We start from the raw sequence: 18,950 nt of genomic DNA, 5'->3' as shown, positions 1-18,950 counted from the left end.
CTCTAGTTTTAATTTATTATAATACGCGGATTTAATAAACTGAGCATTCATGCACGTCGTCGAAGAATTTTTCACCCACCTGTGGCAACAATACACTGCCATCAATCCACAAGCCAAGGCCATTCATGCTTTACTGGAAGACCGCGGTGAAACCGTGGTTAATGACCATGTGGCATTACGTACATTCAACACTTCAAAATTAGGTATTGATGTCCTCAGCGATCATTTTCTTGCCATGGGTTACGAAAATCGCGGTGATTATGACTTTGTCGCTAAAAAACTGCGTGCTTATCATTTTGAACATGCCAAAAATGCAAACCTGCCAAAAATATTCATTTCTGAATTACTCACTGAACAATTTTCAAATGATTTACAGGACACCATCCGTGAACTCGATGAACAAGTCACTCCAGATCAAGTCAGGGAACCTGACTTTCTGTACAGTGGCAGACCCTGGTCATTGAGTTTCTCTCAATACATTGCTTTACTTCAGGAAAGCGAATACGCTGCCTGGACGGCGGCTTTTGGGTACCGTGCCAACCATTTCACCGTTTCCATAAATCACCTGACCACATTTTTTGATATCGAAAGCCTGAATCAATTCATCATAGATCATGATTTTGCCATGAATGAATCAGGAGGGCTGATCAAGGGAACTCCTGAACAATTGTTAGAGCAGTCATCAACCATGGCTCCAATGGTTAACCTGGAATTCAGTGACGTCAATCACCTGGTGCCCAGTTGTTTTTATGAATTCGCAAAGCGCTACCCCACTGAAACTGGTCGTTTGTACCAGGGATTTATTGCAGCCTCAGCTGATAAAATATTTGAAAGCACCGACACCCAATGATGTCTACCACAGCGGAATAAAAAAAGGGCTGTTTTTCAACAGCCCTTTTTGGTGTTACATCAAGCATCAGTTGCTTTCATTAACTTCCTGTTCAATTTTCGACCAGGAATCCCGCATGGAAACCACCTGATTGAACACCGGTTTATCGGTCTCATGGGTTTTATCCCTTTTGAAATAAGCATTGCGCTCAAACTGATAAACCACCTCGCTGTCCTGGTCTGCTATGCCTGGCTCCAACATGGCATTGGGAAGAATTTCAAGGGATTCAGAATTAATCGCATCCGTGAAGTTTTCCAATGAGGCTGGTTTAGGATGGTTAAACAGTCGGTCATATAAACGCACTTCGATGGGCTCAGCATGTTCCGCCGAAATCCAATGGATGGTACCTTTAACTTTGCGTCCGTCAGCTGTACCGCCACGGCTTTCCGGGTCATAGGTGCAGCGCAATTCAACCACATTACCCTGTTCGTCTTTGATGGCTTCACGACAAGTGATGTAATAAGCGTGACGCAAGCGCACTTCCCTGCCTTCAGTTAATCGAAAGAACTTACGATTGGCATTTTCTTTGTAGTCACTTTGCTCAACATAAATCTCCCGACTGAAAGGTATTTGTCGGCTGCCAAAGGATTCGTTCTGTGGATGATTGGCTCCGTTGAGCATTTCAACCTGACCCTCAGGATAATTCTCAATAACCACTTTCAAAGGGCGCAAAACGCCCATGACCCTGGGGGCGGATTGATTCAGGTGATGACGAATCGCATCTTCCAGCACAGTCATGGAAATCACAGATTCTTTTTTACTGACTCCAACCTGTTTAACAAAATCACGTATAGCTTCTGGTGGGTAGCCACGTCGGCGCAAGCCTGATATGGTTGACATCCGTGGGTCATCCCAGCCATCAACGATGCCTTCTTCGACCAATTTACTCAACCGTCGTTTTGATGTGATGGTGAAAGACACATTAAGGCGGGAAAATTCAATCTGTTGTGGATGACAATCAATGTCTATGTGATCCAGGAACCAATCATACAATGGCCTGTGATCTTCAAATTCAAGGGTACACAACGAATGGGTGATGCCTTCAATCGCATCAGAAATGCAATGCGTGAAATCATACATAGGGTAAATACACCATTTGTCACCGGTGTTGATGTGGTGCAGACGCCTGATGCGGTAAATCACCGGATCACGCATATTGATGTTTCCTGACTGCATGTCAATTTTAGCCCGCAACACCCTGGCACCATCGGCAAACTCACCGGCTTTCATCGCCCTGAAAAGAGCGAGGTTTTCTTCAGGACTGCGATCGCGAAAAGGGCTGTTCACACCCGGGCGGTTGAAATCGCCACGATTTTCCCGCATTTCTTCCGGGGTCTGGTCATCGACATATGCCAGGCCTTTTTCTATCAGCTCTTCAGCATAGGCATACAACTGATCAAAATAATCAGACGCATGAAATTGATTGGTTTTCCAATCGAATCCCAACCACTGAATGTCCCGCTGAATCGATTCTGCATACTCCCTGCTCTCTTTTTCAGGATTGGTGTCGTCAAATCGCAAGTGACAGGTTCCCTGGTAATCAGCAGCGACGCCAAAATTCAGGCAGATGCTTTTGGCATGCCCGATGTGCAGGTACCCATTGGGTTCTGGTGGAAAACGGGTAACCACATGGTTGTGTTTTTTATTGGCCAGATCTTCATCAATGATGTGGGTGATGAAGTTTTCGGTAACGTTTTTATCAGTCATCAGTCGCGGTCAGTTTTATCAACGTGTAAAGCGCCATATTTTGCCAGCAAACTGCTGAAAAATCGAGCTTCATGATGGTTTTAATTGTGGCCATCAGAGGACTGACTGCAGGCACATGACCTGTGGGAAGAACCCATGCTCATCAGACGCTGAATAATTGCCGGTCTTCCAGTCTCATGGCAGTGAGCTGACCACCCCACACCTTACCGGAATCCAGGCACGTGACATGCTGATCCTGATACAATCCCAGCGCCGACCAGTGACCAAAAATAATGTGTTGTGGTAATGACTGGATGACAGGGAAAGTAAACCAGGGTTTTAAAGAGGCTGACTTGGGCTGCTTCTTATTCTCTGTGAAATTCAAAGACAGGTCAGTCTTAACAAACCGCATACGGGTTGTGGCATTGATCACAAAACGATGTCTGAGCGGCTCATCCACTTCAGGGTCCCAGCTCTTTGGATTGTTGCCATACATGGCATTAAAAAAAGCAGTTGGATGGCGGTTCATCTCAACATGGGTATCATCAGCCAGCTTCTTGAATGCGGTGAGGTCCCAGCCCGGATAGAGTCCGGCATGAATCACCACCTGCTCGCCCAAATCCAGATACAAGGGACATTGCATCAGCCATGCCATCAATAAGCTGACATCCGGAGCCCTGAAAATGGCTTTAAACTCTTTGTTTGATACGCTTCCAGGGTTTTTATAAAAACGACCCAGCAAACTGAGATCATGATTTCCCAACACAGTCTGACAGCATCTCTGGTGGGCATAAATCCAGCGCAATGTATCCAGGCTACGACCACCGCGGTTAACCAGATCACCACAAAAAACCAGCCGGTCTGATTGCTGGTCAAAACCAATCTTCCTGATGAGTTTCATCAGTGCATCAAAACACCCTTGTACATCGCCGATGACGTAAGTGGCCATCTCAGTCAGACACCATATTGATCACGATAACTCTGCACTTTCTTCAGCGTTTCCTGGTCATCTTTGAGGTATTCAAATAATGAGGACAAGTTAGCTATGCTGATGGTTTGTAAGCCATACTGTTGCTGTAATTCCTGCATGGCAGATAACTCACCTGCCCCCTTTTCCTGCCTGTCCAGGGCCACTGCAATTCCAACCACACTGGCATCATGCTGGCTGATAAGCTCAATAGATTCACGCACTGAAGTGCCTGCAGAGACCACATCATCAACGATCAGCACCCTGCCCCGGACTGGTGCACCAATCAGCTGTCCTCCTTCACCATGGTCTTTCCGTTCTTTGCGGTTGAACGCCACTGGCAGATTTTCCTGATACAACTCATACCAGGCCACAGCAATTGTGGTGGCCAGTGGAATGCCTTTGTAAGCGGGTCCGTACAACATATCAAATTCGATACCGGAATGACGAATGGTCTGGGCATAATGGTGTCCCAGTTTCAGTAAAGAATGACCATCATCAAACAATCCGGCGTTGAAAAAATAAGGGCTTACCCTGCCTGATTTGAGGGTGAACTCACCAAAATTAAGGACATTTTTGTGGATGGCCAATGCCAGAAAATCCTGGGCTACGCTCATAGTAAATACAGTGATGAATGAGCGACTATCATCGGAGAACTGCGGCTATTTTTCAAGCCCTGAAATGTTATAATTAACCTTTTCAATTTATTTGACCCATGAAAATCATTACCCTCAATGCCAATGGCATTCGTGCAGCCCAACGTAAGGGTTTTTTTGACTGGATGAAGCAACAGGAAGCCGATGTGGTGTGTATTCAGGAAACCAAAGCACAGCTGCATCAACTGGATCCCAAACTCTTCGTGCCGGCAGGGCATCATTTTTATCAGGCCGATGCCGTTAAAAAAGGTTATTCCGGGGTTTCCATCTACACCAAGCACCAACCTCAAACTGTACGCTACGGCATCGACTGGCCTGAGTTTGATCAGGAAGGGCGCTGGGTAGAAGTGGATTTAGGAGATCTGATCGTGGCCTCATTGTATTTGCCATCAGGGTCAGCCAAAGAAGAAAGGCAGGCATTCAAATACCTTTGCATGGAACGCCTGGAACCAGTGCTGGACAATTTAAAAAACAAAGACAAGCCCTTCGTGGTTTGTGGAGATTGGAACATCGCCCACAAGAAAATTGACATCAAGAACTGGCGTGGCAACCAAAAGAATTCGGGATTTTTACCCGAAGAACGGGAATGGATGAGCAATTTGTTTGAACAGAAGAATCTGGTCGATGCTTTTCGCGTAGCTGAACCAGGAGAACACCAATACTCCTGGTGGTCAAACCGGGGGCAGGCCTGGGCCAATAACACCGGCTGGCGAATCGATTACCACATCACTTCTCCCTGTTTAAAGGACAAAGTAAAAAGCGCTCATATTTATAAAGATGAACGCTTTTCTGATCATGCACCAGTGGTCATTGAATACGACCTCTGAGTGAAAACAGCCCTGGCTTACTGACTTTTGACATGATCAATTTCATACCATGGTGTGGGATTGATCGGGCACCTGAAGCGAAACCCATCTGTGGTGATCTCAACGCGTGATACACGGCTTTGGTTTGGCTCAAGCGGAAATTTATCCAGTTGTGCATGGGTTTTGTTGTTTTGCAATTGAAAACCCACCAGTTTATTGGTTTTGTTGGTCACCACAAACTCATATGTACCGGCTTTCAGAGACCCCAGGGTTTCTTTGGTCTCAAAATAACCGCCATATTGATCCAGGTGAATGGTAGTCACACCATTCACTTGCCTGGCTTGTTCAGCCATTACCGGCCATGCAGAAAAAAATGACAGGGCCAAAAGTCCCATCAGTGAAAATAATTTAATCTGATTCATAAAAATACTCCTGTTGATTGATAATAATAACTCACAGGTCCAATATTACGAATTTAATGATACGATACATGTCAGATAATCTTTATTAATAGCTCATTAGTCCAATGGATGTTGTACAAGAAATTTTCAAAGCCATACATTTTGATGCCAACATATATTTGCATTCTGAATTTTGCGCTCCGTGGGGAGTGTCACCAGAACCAACCAACAACAGCAGCTTTCATGTCATTGCTTATGGCAACTGTCAGCTACAGATGGACCATTTGCAACCGATCCATCTGAACGCAGGTGACTTGATCTTTTTTCCGCGTAACTGCCCACACCAACTGATCAGCCCGGAATCAAACAACGAATCATCTACCACACTGATTTGTGGACAATTAACCTTCAGCCACATCAACAACCCGATTCTTGATGCACTGCCGGATGTACTACACATCAAAGCCAATGAAATGGAACATTGCAGAGGATTCAAGGGCTTGTTTCAACAAATTGTGACAGAAGCTGAAAACCAGGATGATGGCCGTCAGTTGGTACTGGATAAGCTGGCAGAAGTGATGTTCATTTATATCATTCGGTACCACATCACCTCTGCACAGGATAGCCATGTGTACAAAACAGGGTTACTTTATGGACTCAGCCACCCTCAACTGGCTCATGCACTGGTGGCTTTTCATGCAGCACCTGATTATGCCTGGAGCCTGGCTGAACTGGCCGGCAAAGCAGCGATGTCCCGGTCTAAATTTGCTGCTCTGTTCAGCAAAATGGTGGGCATGACGGCATTACAATACATGACGCACTGGCGCATGGAGCACGCCAGGCATTTACTGATATCAGAAAACACATCTGTCTGGCAGGTGGCTTTATCCTCTGGTTATCAGTCTGAAGCGGCTTTTATCAAAGTATTTAAAAAGCAATATGGCATGACTCCAGGACAGTTCAGAAAACAAGCAAGCTGACTCAATCAGCTTTTTGATTGCCCAGGTCATTGATCAACGAATGTTCATCCCAGCCAGTGTCCTGACTCAGACTGTATTGTTTGATGTGCTGATCATTGGCAAGGATATTGGCCACATTGTCCAATTGTTCCTGCACGTTGAGCACATGGCCTTTCTCATCTTTCTCGAAGTATGATTGGGCCATTTTACGGGTCAGAATCTCATCCTCATGCTGATACCTGAGTTTCGCTCGCTTAGCCTGATAGGCACGCATACCCAATTGTTTGAGCACAGCTTCTCCCATGGATGCCGATGACTCAAATGTTTCCCGATATATATGCCGAATACCCAACTGATACAAATGATAGGCAGTGGTGCGGTCTCTGGCCCGAACAAACAAATTCAATTTTGGGTGGTGTTCATGCAAATAAGCCGCCAGATCAATGACTTTTTCAGGATCATCCATGGCAATCACAAAACAATGAGCCTGTTCAATTCCAGCTGCATGCAACAAATCCATCCTTGTGGCATCACCGAAAAACACCTTCCAGCCAAATTTTCGCAACGTATCAATCATGTTGGCATCGTTATCCAGTGCAGTCACCTTGAATTGGTTGAATTGCAATAATCGACCAACGATTTGACCAAAGCGCCCCACCCCGGCAATGATGACTTTATTATGTTCATCGATGTCATCGGCTTGCCTTTGTACATCATCACCTTGCAAGATTTTTTTCAATAGCATTTTCTCATAATACAAAAACAGCAATGGCGTTATGGCCATCGACAAGGCCACCACAATGCGCAGGGTATCAGCAATGGCCGGTGCGATGACACTCTGGCCCACAGCAAGGGTGAGTAACACAAAGGCAAATTCACCGCCCTGAGCCAGCGCCAGGAAAAACAAGGCATGCTCTATTTTTTGCAACCTGAGAACCTTTCCTACGATGTACAAAACCAGTCCCTTGAGCACCATCAGGCCCACTGTCAAGGCAATGATCAACCAGAATTGTGCCGCAAACAAAGTAAAGTTAAAGGCCGCCCCTACGGTCATGAAGAAAATTCCCAGCAACAATCCTTTGAAGGGCTCTATATCCACTTCCAGTTCATGCCGGTATTCACTTTCGCTCAAGATAACCCCGGCGATAAAGACCCCCAGTGCAGGAGACAATCCGATCAATGACATCAATGCCGCTATCACCGAAACCAACCCGAGTGCTGCAGTGGTGAATATTTCTTTTTGCCTGGCCCGGGCAATGTAATCAAATAATGGGTTAATCAAATAACGTGATAATACATACACCACCACAATGGCACCGATCACCACCAATGGCTTGAGCCAGTCAGGTAAATGAGTGGTGATGTCAATGCCATGCGCAAGGTGTTCCCCTCCCTGGGGACTGACTGTCGCCAGCAATGGAATCACCGCAATGATTGGTATCACTGCAATGTCCTGAAACAACAAGGCAGAAAAAGATGCTTTGCCACCAATGGTGTTTTGCCAGCCTTTTTCATTCAATGTTGACATGATGATGGCAGTAGATGACAAAGCCAGGGTCAGACCAATGGCCAAACCGACCTGCCAACTTAAGGCAAAGCCGAACATGGCAATCATCATTATAAGAAGAGCTGTCAGCGAAACCTGCAAGCCACCTGCATTGAGAATTGTGATTTTCATCTTCCACAGATGACTGGGCTGAATTTCCAGGCCAATCACAAACAGCATCAATACCACACCGAATTCAGAAGCGTGATTCAACTGTTCAAGCAGGTGGGCTGAATCCATACCCAGCCATGGAGCCACCAGCTTGAGTACCACACCAACTAAACCACCGGCAATGAGGTAACCAAGTACTGAACCCAGGTTCAGGCGATTGGCCAATGGCACCAATAAAACCGCCATACCAAGAAACAAACTGGCAATGATAAAAGCTTCAGTCATGCTGAATTTCCAGCTGATCAAAACGGTCATTCATGGTATCAAATGCCAGACAGTTGGCTTCATTTATCCGCTGATGAACCAGATCATCCAGCAATGCACGAAATCGCTCGCGTTGTTCTGTCAGGTACTCTTTGGTTAGCAGCTGATCAAAATTACCTGCCTTGATTTTCAATCCACCATAGGTGATAAAAGGTGGCAGGAACTGCATGTTACATAATCGTGCGGTATGTTCAAAAGGTTTGAGTAAATCCCTGATGTTTCGTTCACCTGCATAATTAGCAGCATCACCACCAGAAGTGATGGATGAAATGAAGATTTTATCCTGTAATGCGTTGGCACCCGTACCATAAGCATAACCATGCTCCAAAACCAGATCCATCCATTCTTTGAGCAATGCCGGACATGAATACCAGTATAAAGGATGTTGAAAAACAATGACATCGTGCGCATTGAGCAGATTTTGCTCATGTGCCACATCGATCATAAAGTCAGGATAATGTTCATACAAGTCATGTACAGTGACCTGTGCTGTTGATTCCAGACCTTCAAGTAAAGTCCTGTTAAGCAGTGATGTTTGGTAGACCGGATGGGCAAACAGCACCAGAACTTTATTCATTTCCGGTGCTTGTAGATCGACAATGTTCAGTCAGTCTCATTACTGATGTCTTTGTATTTTGCTTTGGCAGACAGCAATGCTTCTCTTAACTGAGCTTCGGTTTGTTGTAATTCTTCAACCGCACCTTCGCGTTTGGCACGACCTTCTTCAGCGATTCGCAGGCTGTCATCAATGGTTTCAATCAGTTTCTTGTTCGCCAATTTAACCACTTCGATGTCAAACACCCCTCTTTCCATTTGCTCCCTGACTTTGCGGTTGGCCATCTGCAGGTTTTCTGCATTGGCAGCCAGCATTTCATTGGTCAAATCAGTGGCATCTTTGATGGTGTCCGCCGCTTGTTCAGAACGCCAAATGGTCACAGTCTGAGCCAATTGCTGACGCCACAGTGGAACTGTGTTAGCTATGGTTGAATTGATTTTATTGATCAGGCCTTTGTCATTCTCCTGAACCAGTCGAATGCTCGGTAAACTTTGTAAGGTAACCTGTCGGGTCAGTCGCAGATCATGAACCCGACGCTCCAGATCAGCGGTTGAAGATCGCAGGTCCCTGAGTTTTTGTGCCAACAACATGTCATCACTGCCTTCGGCTTCTTTTTCCATCGCAGGGATGGCTTCACTGTGTAATTGGTGGATTTTTTCCTCGCCGGCTTTGATGTAATCTTCAAGGGTGTGAAAATATTCCAGGTTGGCCACATACAGACGATCCAGACTGGTGATGTCTTTCAACAAAGTGGTTTTGTGAGACTCCAGTTTGTTGGTTATTTTATCAATTTGTTTACGCACTTCCTCATACTTCTGCAGGAATTTCACCAATGGTTTAGCGCGGCCGAACAGACGGGCAAAGAATCCAGGCTTTTTGTTGGGGTCTAACTCATCAACATCGAACCCTCTGATGGTGGCTACCATTTCATTGAGCGCTTCACCTGATCTGCCCAAATCTTTGTTTTTCACCCCTTCCAACATTTTATCTGAAATTTCAGTGACTTTTTCCTGGGCTTTGCTGCCAAAAAAGATCACCGAATTGGCATCAGCCATGTTGATCTCATTGATCAACGCATCGATGCGGGCTTTTTCCTCTTCATCAACGTCTTTATAGGGAACCATTTCATTCATCACGCCTGGTACGATTTCACCTTCAATGGTGCCCTGAATCTGCTCAGTCGCGGTTTTTGTGTCTTTTTCAGTCATTTTGTCACCTGTCAATTAATGCCTTGCTTTTCCATCAAGGTGTTCAGCACCTCAATGTCTACGTCCAGGTCAAACACCTGGTTTTCTAACAATTTTTGGTTTTGCTCCAGAAACACCTGATCGATGTTTTGTAGCACCTGTTTAAAATTCTGTTCCAATTGCTGATCATCCACCAATTGATGGGTTTTGGCATACCGTTGGATCACACTCTCGGTGGCTCCCAGGTAAGAATGCAAAAAGCGTCTGGCCTGAGGTAATTTTTCAGGGTGATTCATCAGCGTATCAATGACTTCACGACTGGTCTTTACAATGCGCTCCAGATAACCTGATAACTCACGGTTGGCAATGTGTTGATTGGCTTGTTCAATGTTGACAATCGATTGCTCACTGTGCGCCAGTATTTCTCTGGAATCCTGGTCTTTAATCCCGCCAAATGAAGAATCAGTGGTATCATCCAAACCATACCACAACACCGAACCGATCGCTGCACCCAGCCCAAAAGCAACGGATTCAAACAACCCCATCCCTGCCACCAGCCAACTGCCTGCCAAAGAGCAGGCACCGAGGGTTAATGATGACAACATCATCAATGGGTAAGGTTTTTTGATGACAAACCGACGTTGCCGGTAATGATGTCTGTTCAATAAACCAGAGGTCATCCAGTGTGCTGCCAAGAGGTTGCCAAAGAAAACCCCTCCTGATATCAAAAAGCCCATCAGGCTGCCTTGTATCAATTGTGCCAGTGACGCACCGAGGAATAACAATGAATACGTATATAAAAGCCAGGCAGTGGATTGGAATTTGACGATGGATTTCTTGGCTTTTTCGCGATATTTAACCGGCATCAGAACATCCGCACAGCCACATAGGCCAATGAAACAGTCATGAGTCCGAAGCCAGCCAGTTTTCTGATGAAGTCGAGCATATTATTTAATGATTTTATAGCTGAGTAACTGATCTGGACGGGAAAAGTCCATCTCTCCAAAAGCAATGGTTCCTTGATTGTGCAGCACCATGGATTCACGATGTATCCGAATAGGCTCATCACCACCCTGTTGTACCCATGAGCCATTGGTACTTTCGTCGGTGTATTTAAACAACCCGCCACTGAATTGTATTTCACCGTGGTATCTTGATGCCAGCAGCATGGCAATCTGTATGTCACAATCATCACCACGGCCAATGGTTTTGGTGGGTGACTGATCGGTCATTATTTGTGTGCGGCCATTGAGTTCTATTTCCAACTGAGACTTGGTTACTGGTACTTTGATGTCCAGTGCAGAAGTCACCCTTGTGACCTGACTGGTATCCTGTTGCCAGATGATTTCAATGATCTCTACAGGCAACAACTTGCCTTTGACCTTGGTTCGACCCAGAGAACGATGATTCAGAAACGGTGGCAAAATACATTGTTCAAAGGTAATGGAATTGGTGATGACCTGTTCTTTTTTGGCGAAACCTGTCATTCTGGCGGCAACATTGACCGCATCCCCAAACACGTCATTGTCTTCTTCAATCACATCACCAAAGTGAAAACCTACGCGGATGTTGATCGGATGATTGCCCAGCACAAAATTACCACTGACGGCATTTTGCATGTCAACGGCCGCCAATAATGCATGATTGGCCTTGGGAAAGACACACATGATTTCATCACCGATGGTTTTAACCAATTCACCCTGGTGCTTTTGTGCTTCCTTCAACAACACATCCAGTACCGATGAAATGGCATTTCTGGCCGCTTCATCACCGTGTTTTTCAAACAACGTGGTGCTTTCAGCAATATCAGCAAATAAAATGCACAGTCCAGTCAACTTATTCCTCGGAATTAATCAGTGTTTTAAATATCAGTTGTTCATCAGGCAAAACCAATTTAGCCGCATCAGCCAATGGGGTGAAACAATCGGCTCCGGTGATCAGCTTTAAGTAAGTCGGGCGGATGTTTTGTTCTGCCAAAATGGTGACGACACCCTCTCCAACACATGCTGAACGACGGCCTTCATCAACAATGATTATTCTAGCAAATTTTTCTGCATGTTTCTTGATTGCTTTTGCATTCAATGGCTGAAGCCAGCGTAAATCCATCACTTTTACCTGCGCATGGCTTTGATTCTGATAGCGCCTGGCTGCGCGCAGACTCATCAGCACGCCATTACCATAAGTGATGATAAGGACATCTTCAGCCTGGGCGTTGTATACCCTTGGGGAACCCAATGGAGCATATTCTTCTGGTGCAGGATAAGGTTTGTTCCATAAACCATCCCCTTCATCATACAAATCCTTCTGCATGTACAGTGCAATGGGCTCGATGAACAGTGAGACCCGGTGGTTTACCTTAGACAATGCCACCAGAGTACGCATCATTTTAACTGCATCATCACCCCTTGATGGACAAGCCACAACCACTCCGGGGATGTCTCTGATGGCTGCTATGGAATTGTCATTATGAAAATGCCCCCCAAAGCCTTTCTGATACCCCAAACCGGCAATTCTCACCACCATCGGGTTGCTGAACTGACCATTTGAAAAAAATTGTAAACTCGACGCTTCACCCCTGATCTGATCACAAGCATTGTGGAAATAAGCCAGGTATTGGATTTCAGGAACCGGTAGCATGCCCATGGTTGCATAGCCCTGAGCCAGGCCAAGAATGGTTTGCTCATCAAGCAAAGTATTGAAAATGCGCTTGGCCCCAAATTTTTTATACAACTGTTTGGTGATGGTATAGACCCCACCTTTTTGGGCCACATCTTCACCAAACATGATGGTTTCAGGATACTTCATAAGCAAGTCCTGCAAACCTCGGTTGATTTGGATGGCCATGTGCTTATCAGGTTGATTCTCGGGTAAGGCTTTAGGTGAGCCAAAAACCGCAATCCGTTCATCTTGCGCACCGGTACGGGCAGCTTCCAGATGAACTTTATCCCGGTCTGTCGGAGCCAATGGGGCCATCACTTCCTGCAGTGTGGTTAACCTGTTCTTCTGGTGTGCTTTGTTGGCCTTATCCATGCATTCACGATGGATGTCCTGATACAGTGTGATGATTGCTTCGGCACTCATCAAACCATGGTTCATGGCACTGGCAGCAGAGGACAGCAAAGGATCCATGGCTTCACAAGCCTCCAATTCTTTGATGTTGCGGTAATCCACCTCAAAATCCGTACCCGCATGACCCATCAGCCGGGTTGTTTTCAGGTGCAAAAAGACTGGTTTTCGTTCCTGACGGCAAAAGTCGACAGCCCTTTTCACTTGTTGAAAACCATTTTCCAAATCCAGACCATCGGCATAAAAATATTGTAACCCTGGTCGGTATTTGAAGTTTTCACTGATCCAGTTTTCCGGTGTTTTCACTGATATCCCGATGCCATTGTCTTCACAGACAAATAATACCGGCGTTTTCAGACCCTGAAAGGCTGACCAACTGGCAGCATTGAAAGCACCCTGTGCAGTTGAATGATTGCTGCTGGCATCACCAAAGTTACACAACACGATGGCATCATCAGGGACCGGCAATCCAGTTTGATTGCGCTGCCCTAATTCAATACCCAGTGCGCAACCTACTGCTTTGGGCAAATGACTGGCAATGGTCGAGGTTTGCGGGATTACCCACAGCGGCTTAGATCCCCAGACTTTGTGCCGCCCACCTGAAGCAGGATCGTCCTCACAGGCCGCAAAAGACAAACAGGTATCCCAAATAGGATCAATATCCGGAACCTGTCTGGAACGTTCCATCATCAATCCACCACTGCGATAATGCAAAAAAGCCGGATCGGTGTGCCTGACCAAATTGCCCAACAACACATTGCCTTCGTGACCCGAAGATCCAATGGTGTAAAAAACTTTGTTTTCCAGTTTGAGGATTCGGGCCATCAGATCCAGTTGCCGGGATCTGATTTGTGACTCGAACAGTTGCATAAACAAAGCTGGTGTGAGGCCATTTGCTGACAGTGATTGCTTGGGTTCAACAGGTTGATACTGTTGAACATACTCAATGAAATTACGATCAACAACCTCTGCCCGGTTGATGACTTTACTTTGACCTGTACTCATGGGTCAGAATGCGTTCTTACCGGTTAACTCCCGCCCAACCACCAGTTGGTGGATGGTTTCTGTGCCCTCGTAAGTAATGACACTCTCCAGATTCAACATGTGCCTGATGGCTGAATGTTCAGTGGTGATTCCTGCTCCGCCAAGCATGTCACGACATTCGCGGGCCACATCCAATGCCATACGAACATTGTTCCATTTAGCCATGGAAATTTGCGTTGGTTGTAATTGACCGCTGTCCTTTAACTGTCCCAATCGCCATGCCAGTAATTGAGCGGTGCTGATGCGTCTGGACATGTCTGCCAGCTTTTGCTGGATGATTTGATTGCTGTTCAGAGTGCGGTCAAATAAAACCCGCTCCTCGGTATAATCGAGCACTTCCTGCAAGCAAGCTTGTGCGGAGCCAATAGGCCCCCATGAGATACCATACCGGGCGTTGGACAAACAACTCAATGGTCCTTTCAATCCTTTGACATTGGGTAAACGATTGGCATCAGGAACCCTGACATCATCAAAAAACAATGCTGAAGTCACCGAAGCCCGTAATGACATTTTCCGGTGGATCATTTCCGTATCGAATCCGGGCATCTCTTTTTCAAGCAGGAATCCCTGAATACCGTCTTCTGTTTGCGCCCATACCACCGCCACATCGGCGATTGACCCATTGGTGATCCACATCTTTGAACCATTGATGATCCAGTCATCACCATCTTTTTTCGCATGAGTCTTCATTGATGCGGGATCTGATCCGGCATGCGCTTCAGTCAAACCAAAGCAACCAATCACTTCACCTTTGGCCATGGGTGGCAGCCAGCGTTGTTTTTGTTCCTCACTGCCAAATGCATCTATCGGGAACATGCACAATGAACTTTGTACCGAAGCAAAACTACGTAAACCACTGTCACCGCGCTCCAGTTCCTGGCAAATCAAACCATATGAAGTGTAATTAAGACCTGCGCATTCATAACCCTGAATGGTGCTGCCAAATAATCCAAGCTCTGCCATTTCGGGAATGATTTCCATCGGAAATTCGTGCTTGTCGAATGCGGGCCCAATGATGGGCAAGATGCGTTCATCAACCCAGCGGCCAATGGACTCCTGAACCATTAACTCTTCTTCAGTCAACAGTGATTTGATGTTAAAAATGTCAAGTTTGTCGAGTTTTGACGACATAGGTTTATCTTCCTGGGTCAAGTGAGTGATTATTTTACTCGACTCACCCAGGAAGGGGTAGTGGCGGGGATGAATTTAAAACAACTGTTTAAATCACTTGTCTGTCAACCAATACATGCTGACTGTGGCAAGCATCATGAATCCGATTGGCCGTGCCCTTCGGTATACTCCAGATATTTAGCCAATTCATGGTCATATTTCGTTTTGGTGGTCTCAATTTCAGCAGTTTTATCAATGATGAATTGCTTTTGATATTCAATCTGATCTTTGACTTGCTGCATTTGATTCAAAAAATTATCTGAAACCACTTCTCCACTGCGTTCTTTGTCAGCAGCTCTGCGCATCAGGTCCTGTTCATTCTTTTGTTGAATCACCAGATTCTCTTCTGCCATTTGTATGTTTCTTTGTAAAGCGTTGATGCGTTCAGATTTTAACCTTTTAATCTGGTCAGCACTTGAGTAGGAACGCAACAGTTGCTTTCGTTCAGCTTCCAGCCGTTCAACTTCAAGCCTTTTCTGTTCTTCCAGTTCTTTTTGTTGCTTGATCTCTGCAGCTCTTGCTGCTCGTTCTTCTGGCGTCAAGGCACGGTCTACTTCTTCTTTTACCACACCTTGGGCACTGAGTTCTTGTCGGGCATGTTTGACCTGATCTGGCGGAACTCTGTCACTGTAGTGGACTTTACCATTTTCATCCACCCACTTATACATTTTTGCGCTTTCTGCATTGAAGCTCAGCAGCAATACAGTCATCAGTAAATATTTCATGTTTTTCATTTGTTCTAACCTATCGAAAATATAACCATTAATGCGGCAAATACCAGCCACACCACCAACATGCGGGTCAGCACAGTATATGTGGTGATGCCGATGATTTTCACATCGTGCGTTTCCGCTGTATCCACTTCACACTGTTCAACAGCATAATCCATGGACTTATACAGGAATTGACTGTTCAATGTGCGAATGGTTTCACCATTTAAATATTGTTTACAATGCTTCCAGATGCGATCAAAGTCACTGGCCAGTGCCAGAGAAACCGTCATCAATACCGCCACAGGAAATTCCAGCAGTTTTAAAGTGGCACGAATTGAATCATCATCTTTGTTAATCTTAACTTGCTGTAGATGACAAACCATACGAAAAAGCACAGCCCCATATACCCCGAGCACAGCATACCAAAAGAAAACACCAAACCATCGATGCATTGCGGCATCTGTCATATGATTGATTAATTGTTCTGTTTCAGACTGGCTGCCTTGAGCCACCTCATCAATGACTTTATGATGACTGTCCAACAGGCTTTTCATTGTTTCAGGGCCCAAACAATAATATACAATAACCACATGTAACAGCAGGTGAAGCAATGAGTCCTGCTCAAAAGCAAGAATTGATGAGAACGCCACCAGCATCACCAATAAAGGAGTCACCAAGGTCAACGCATAAACCTGATCAAGCCCAGAACAACGTTTTGCAAGCCATTGGTGCAGTGACTCAACCCAATCAAACGATTTGATTGAATGGGGCTTTTCCAACCACCTGAACATGGCAAAAGCCAACAAAATGGTCAATAATTTCATGTCATTAGCTCGCTGCTCATGTGATTATTTTAGCACACACCACAGACCTTCATTGCCGGGTAAAAATAGCCATAGATTCCACATGTGAGGTGTGGGGAAACATGTCCATAACTCCGGCTTTGGTGCATTTAAAACCGAATTCATTCACCAGCCTTTCGGCATCCCTCGCCAGGCTCGCCGGATGGCAGGATACATAGACCAGGGTTGTTGCCGATGTTTGTGCCACCAGAGGCAAAATCTCCCATGCGCCACTGCGCGGCGGATCGATAAGTACTTTACTGTATGGCTGGTTAAACCAACTGCTGTTCAAGTGGTCTTTGGTCAGGTCTGCCACATGAAAGGCGGCATTGTTCAAGTCATTCAATGAGGCATTGTGACGAGCCCGTTCAACCAGCTTCTGATCACCTTCAACACCCACCACACTGGCAGCTTGTTGAGCCATTGGCAAGGTGAAATTGCCCAGGCCACAAAATAAATCCAGAATCACATCGTTTTCGTTGATGTCCATGGCTTGAAGTGCCTGCTTGATCATCTTTTCATTCATGCGGCTGTTCACTTGAATAAAATCATTCGGCAAAAATTCATAATTCAAGCCATATTCATTCAGCCTGAAATTCAATGACTGTTCATAGGGTTCGAGCGGAACCACAGTATCCGGCCCTTTGGACTGTAAAAATATGTGTAATTGATGGTCATTGGCAAAATCCCTGAGCAGAGCCAGGTCATTACCCACCAACGGCTTCATGTGCCGGATGATCAATGAAACAGCGTGTTCGCCAACTGAACATTCAACCTGAGGAATGAAGGCTTTGATGTCCATCTTCAGGAACAATGCCTGCAAGGGCTTAATGAGCTCAGCCAATACGGGTTCCAATACATGACAATGATCCATGTTGGCAACAAAACGGCCATTTTTTTCCCGAAAACCCACCAGGACTTTTTCTTTTGGTGCAACCCATTTAACACTTAACCTCGCCCGTCTGCGATAGTGCCAGTGTGAGTCAGTCAATGGCTCAAGCCAGGCAGCTGGTTCCACATGAGCAATCTTGTGAAAATTACTTTTCAGGGTGTTGAACTTAAAATCAATCTGCCGTTCTTCTTTGAGGTGCATCATCGAACAGCCGTTACAGGTCGTATAAAATTCACATCGCGGCTCAACCCGGTCTGCCGATGACTCAAGAACTTCAGTAGCCAATGCTTCATTGTAGTTGCGTGTTTTGCGGTTCAGGGTGGCCATCACCCGTTCACCTGGCAATGCATTCTGCACAAACACCACCTTGTCATTCCATTTCGCCACACCCCTGCCATCGTGACTCAGGTCTTCGATGAACATTTCGATGGGTTCTTTGGGCAATTTACCCCGGTATCTTCTTCCCATGTGTTTCAGATCCTATTTCTTAACCCATTGACCGGATTGGTTTTGGTACATCCAGCCACTATTGGCCTGAGCGATCCATTGCTTGACAAAGGCCTGACGAATTTGTTCTTCCCACTCAGGGTGATCGTTGGCAATGGCCACCTCCCGATACAAAGCCGTGCGATCGCGATTTTCATCGGCCACAACGGCTTTGACAGTTTGCCTGTCACGCAATGGCAGATTGCTTGCGTCAACCACTTCAACAAAACCATCATTGGTGAATCCAACAACATTTTGATTCAGATATCCCTGCAATGAAAGGCTGAACCGGGATTTCATTTTTTCTTTCAGGGCATTGATCGCTGGTGACGACAGGGTGATGTCTGCTGACTGTGCATGGGCCTGACCTATGAACCAATTCAGGGGATTGAGTTGGTGAGCCATCAGGCGAATATCATGTCCGTCAAACAAAGCCGACTGATCATCTTTTGCAGGTTGTTCACTGCCATCACCTTTCAGTACATCACCAACAAATTCTTTGGCGGCAGACTCAACTTCTGCAGCTGGAAAATACACATTAATGGTGACACAGGCTGAAATCCAAACAAAGGAAAACAGCGTCATTGAACGGCTCCATTTTTTCATGCTTATTACCTGGTTTTAATTAGTTGAATTATACAATGAGGTG

The 18,950-nt window shown here is 45.7% G+C and carries 18 protein-coding genes; 3 read left to right on the top strand and 15 right to left on the bottom strand.

The features are described from left to right. Window positions 1-49: 49 nt before the first annotated feature. Window positions 50-850, top strand: coding sequence for a DUF1338 domain-containing protein (locus tag B0475_RS13050; protein WP_077412308.1), 801 nt, complete (start codon window positions 50-52; stop codon window positions 848-850). 66 nt (window positions 851-916) lie between these two features. Here B0475_RS13050 and B0475_RS13045 read toward each other — a convergent pair whose 3' ends face one another. The 3 genes from B0475_RS13045 to pyrE all read right to left on the bottom strand — a co-directional run bounded on the left by B0475_RS13045 (window position 917) and on the right by pyrE (window position 4,159). Further along, on the bottom strand, window positions 917-2,596 hold the full coding sequence (locus tag B0475_RS13045; protein WP_077412307.1) for a glutamine--tRNA ligase/YqeY domain fusion protein: 1,680 nt from the start codon (window positions 2,594-2,596) through the stop codon (window positions 917-919). 142 nt (window positions 2,597-2,738) lie between these two features. Then, complete coding sequence (locus B0475_RS13040; protein WP_077412306.1) at window positions 2,739-3,524, bottom strand: symmetrical bis(5'-nucleosyl)-tetraphosphatase; 786 nt, start codon at window positions 3,522-3,524, stop codon at window positions 2,739-2,741. 5 nt (window positions 3,525-3,529) lie between these two features. Then, the gene (gene pyrE, locus B0475_RS13035; RefSeq protein ID WP_077412305.1) at window positions 3,530-4,159 is read right to left on the bottom strand and encodes an orotate phosphoribosyltransferase; all 630 of its coding nucleotides are present in this window, start codon (window positions 4,157-4,159) and stop codon (window positions 3,530-3,532) included. 98 nt (window positions 4,160-4,257) lie between these two features. Between pyrE and B0475_RS13030 the strand changes: the two genes are divergently transcribed. Then, entirely contained in the window at window positions 4,258-5,025 is a 768-nt protein-coding gene (locus tag B0475_RS13030; RefSeq protein ID WP_077412304.1) for an exodeoxyribonuclease III, read from the top strand. 17 nt (window positions 5,026-5,042) lie between these two features. Here B0475_RS13030 and B0475_RS13025 read toward each other — a convergent pair whose 3' ends face one another. Then, window positions 5,043-5,426, bottom strand: coding sequence for a hypothetical protein (locus tag B0475_RS13025; RefSeq protein ID WP_109862397.1), 384 nt, complete (start codon window positions 5,424-5,426; stop codon window positions 5,043-5,045). A gap of 104 nt (window positions 5,427-5,530) precedes the next feature. Between B0475_RS13025 and B0475_RS13020 the strand changes: the two genes are divergently transcribed. Further along, entirely contained in the window at window positions 5,531-6,385 is an 855-nt protein-coding gene (locus tag B0475_RS13020; protein WP_077412303.1) for an AraC family transcriptional regulator, read from the top strand. A gap of 1 nt (window position 6,386) precedes the next feature. Here B0475_RS13020 and B0475_RS13015 read toward each other — a convergent pair whose 3' ends face one another. The 11 genes from B0475_RS13015 to B0475_RS12965 all read right to left on the bottom strand — a co-directional run bounded on the left by B0475_RS13015 (window position 6,387) and on the right by B0475_RS12965 (window position 18,907). After that, a complete protein-coding gene (locus B0475_RS13015) occupies window positions 6,387-8,306 on the bottom strand; it encodes a cation:proton antiporter domain-containing protein (RefSeq protein ID WP_198538269.1) in 1,920 nt (639 codons plus the stop codon). Beyond that, window positions 8,299-8,922: an NAD(P)H-dependent oxidoreductase gene (locus tag B0475_RS13010; RefSeq protein ID WP_077412301.1), complete on the bottom strand. Its 624-nt coding sequence runs from the start codon at window positions 8,920-8,922 to the stop codon at window positions 8,299-8,301. The genes B0475_RS13015 and B0475_RS13010 overlap by 8 nt, the downstream gene beginning before the upstream one ends. 26 nt (window positions 8,923-8,948) lie before the next feature. After that, window positions 8,949-10,109 (bottom strand): toxic anion resistance protein, encoded by a 1,161-nt coding sequence (locus tag B0475_RS13005; protein WP_077412300.1) that lies wholly within the window; start codon window positions 10,107-10,109, stop codon window positions 8,949-8,951. Between the two features lie 11 nt (window positions 10,110-10,120). Beyond that, window positions 10,121-10,954 (bottom strand): 5-bromo-4-chloroindolyl phosphate hydrolysis family protein, encoded by an 834-nt coding sequence (locus B0475_RS13000; RefSeq protein ID WP_077412299.1) that lies wholly within the window; start codon window positions 10,952-10,954, stop codon window positions 10,121-10,123. An 81-nt stretch (window positions 10,955-11,035) separates the two neighbouring features. Next, complete coding sequence (locus B0475_RS12995) at window positions 11,036-11,923, bottom strand: adenylate/guanylate cyclase domain-containing protein (RefSeq protein WP_077412298.1); 888 nt, start codon at window positions 11,921-11,923, stop codon at window positions 11,036-11,038. Between the two features lies 1 nt (window position 11,924). Next, on the bottom strand, window positions 11,925-14,159 hold the full coding sequence (locus B0475_RS12990) for a thiamine pyrophosphate-dependent enzyme (RefSeq protein ID WP_077412297.1): 2,235 nt from the start codon (window positions 14,157-14,159) through the stop codon (window positions 11,925-11,927). 3 nt (window positions 14,160-14,162) lie between these two features. Further along, complete coding sequence (locus B0475_RS12985; protein WP_077412296.1) at window positions 14,163-15,329, bottom strand: acyl-CoA dehydrogenase family protein; 1,167 nt, start codon at window positions 15,327-15,329, stop codon at window positions 14,163-14,165. Window positions 15,330-15,463: 134 nt separating this feature from the next. After that, on the bottom strand, window positions 15,464-16,093 hold the full coding sequence (locus B0475_RS12980) for a DUF4124 domain-containing protein (protein WP_198538267.1): 630 nt from the start codon (window positions 16,091-16,093) through the stop codon (window positions 15,464-15,466). 14 nt (window positions 16,094-16,107) lie between these two features. Next, entirely contained in the window at window positions 16,108-16,905 is a 798-nt protein-coding gene (locus tag B0475_RS12975; protein WP_077412294.1) for a hypothetical protein, read from the bottom strand. Window positions 16,906-16,954: 49 nt separating this feature from the next. Continuing rightward, window positions 16,955-18,283, bottom strand: coding sequence for a 23S rRNA (uracil(1939)-C(5))-methyltransferase RlmD (gene rlmD, locus B0475_RS12970; RefSeq protein WP_077412293.1), 1,329 nt, complete (start codon window positions 18,281-18,283; stop codon window positions 16,955-16,957). Window positions 18,284-18,295: 12 nt separating this feature from the next. Beyond that, window positions 18,296-18,907 (bottom strand): YdbL family protein, encoded by a 612-nt coding sequence (locus tag B0475_RS12965; protein ID WP_077412292.1) that lies wholly within the window; start codon window positions 18,905-18,907, stop codon window positions 18,296-18,298. Between the last annotated feature and the right edge of the window lie 43 nt (window positions 18,908-18,950).

This window comes from Marinicella sediminis, assembly GCF_002000055.1.
Lineage (GTDB): Bacteria > Pseudomonadota > Gammaproteobacteria > Xanthomonadales > Marinicellaceae > Marinicella > Marinicella sediminis.
The sequence above is the reverse complement of the archived record's forward strand: the minus strand, read 5'-3'. Positions and strand labels throughout refer to the sequence as shown.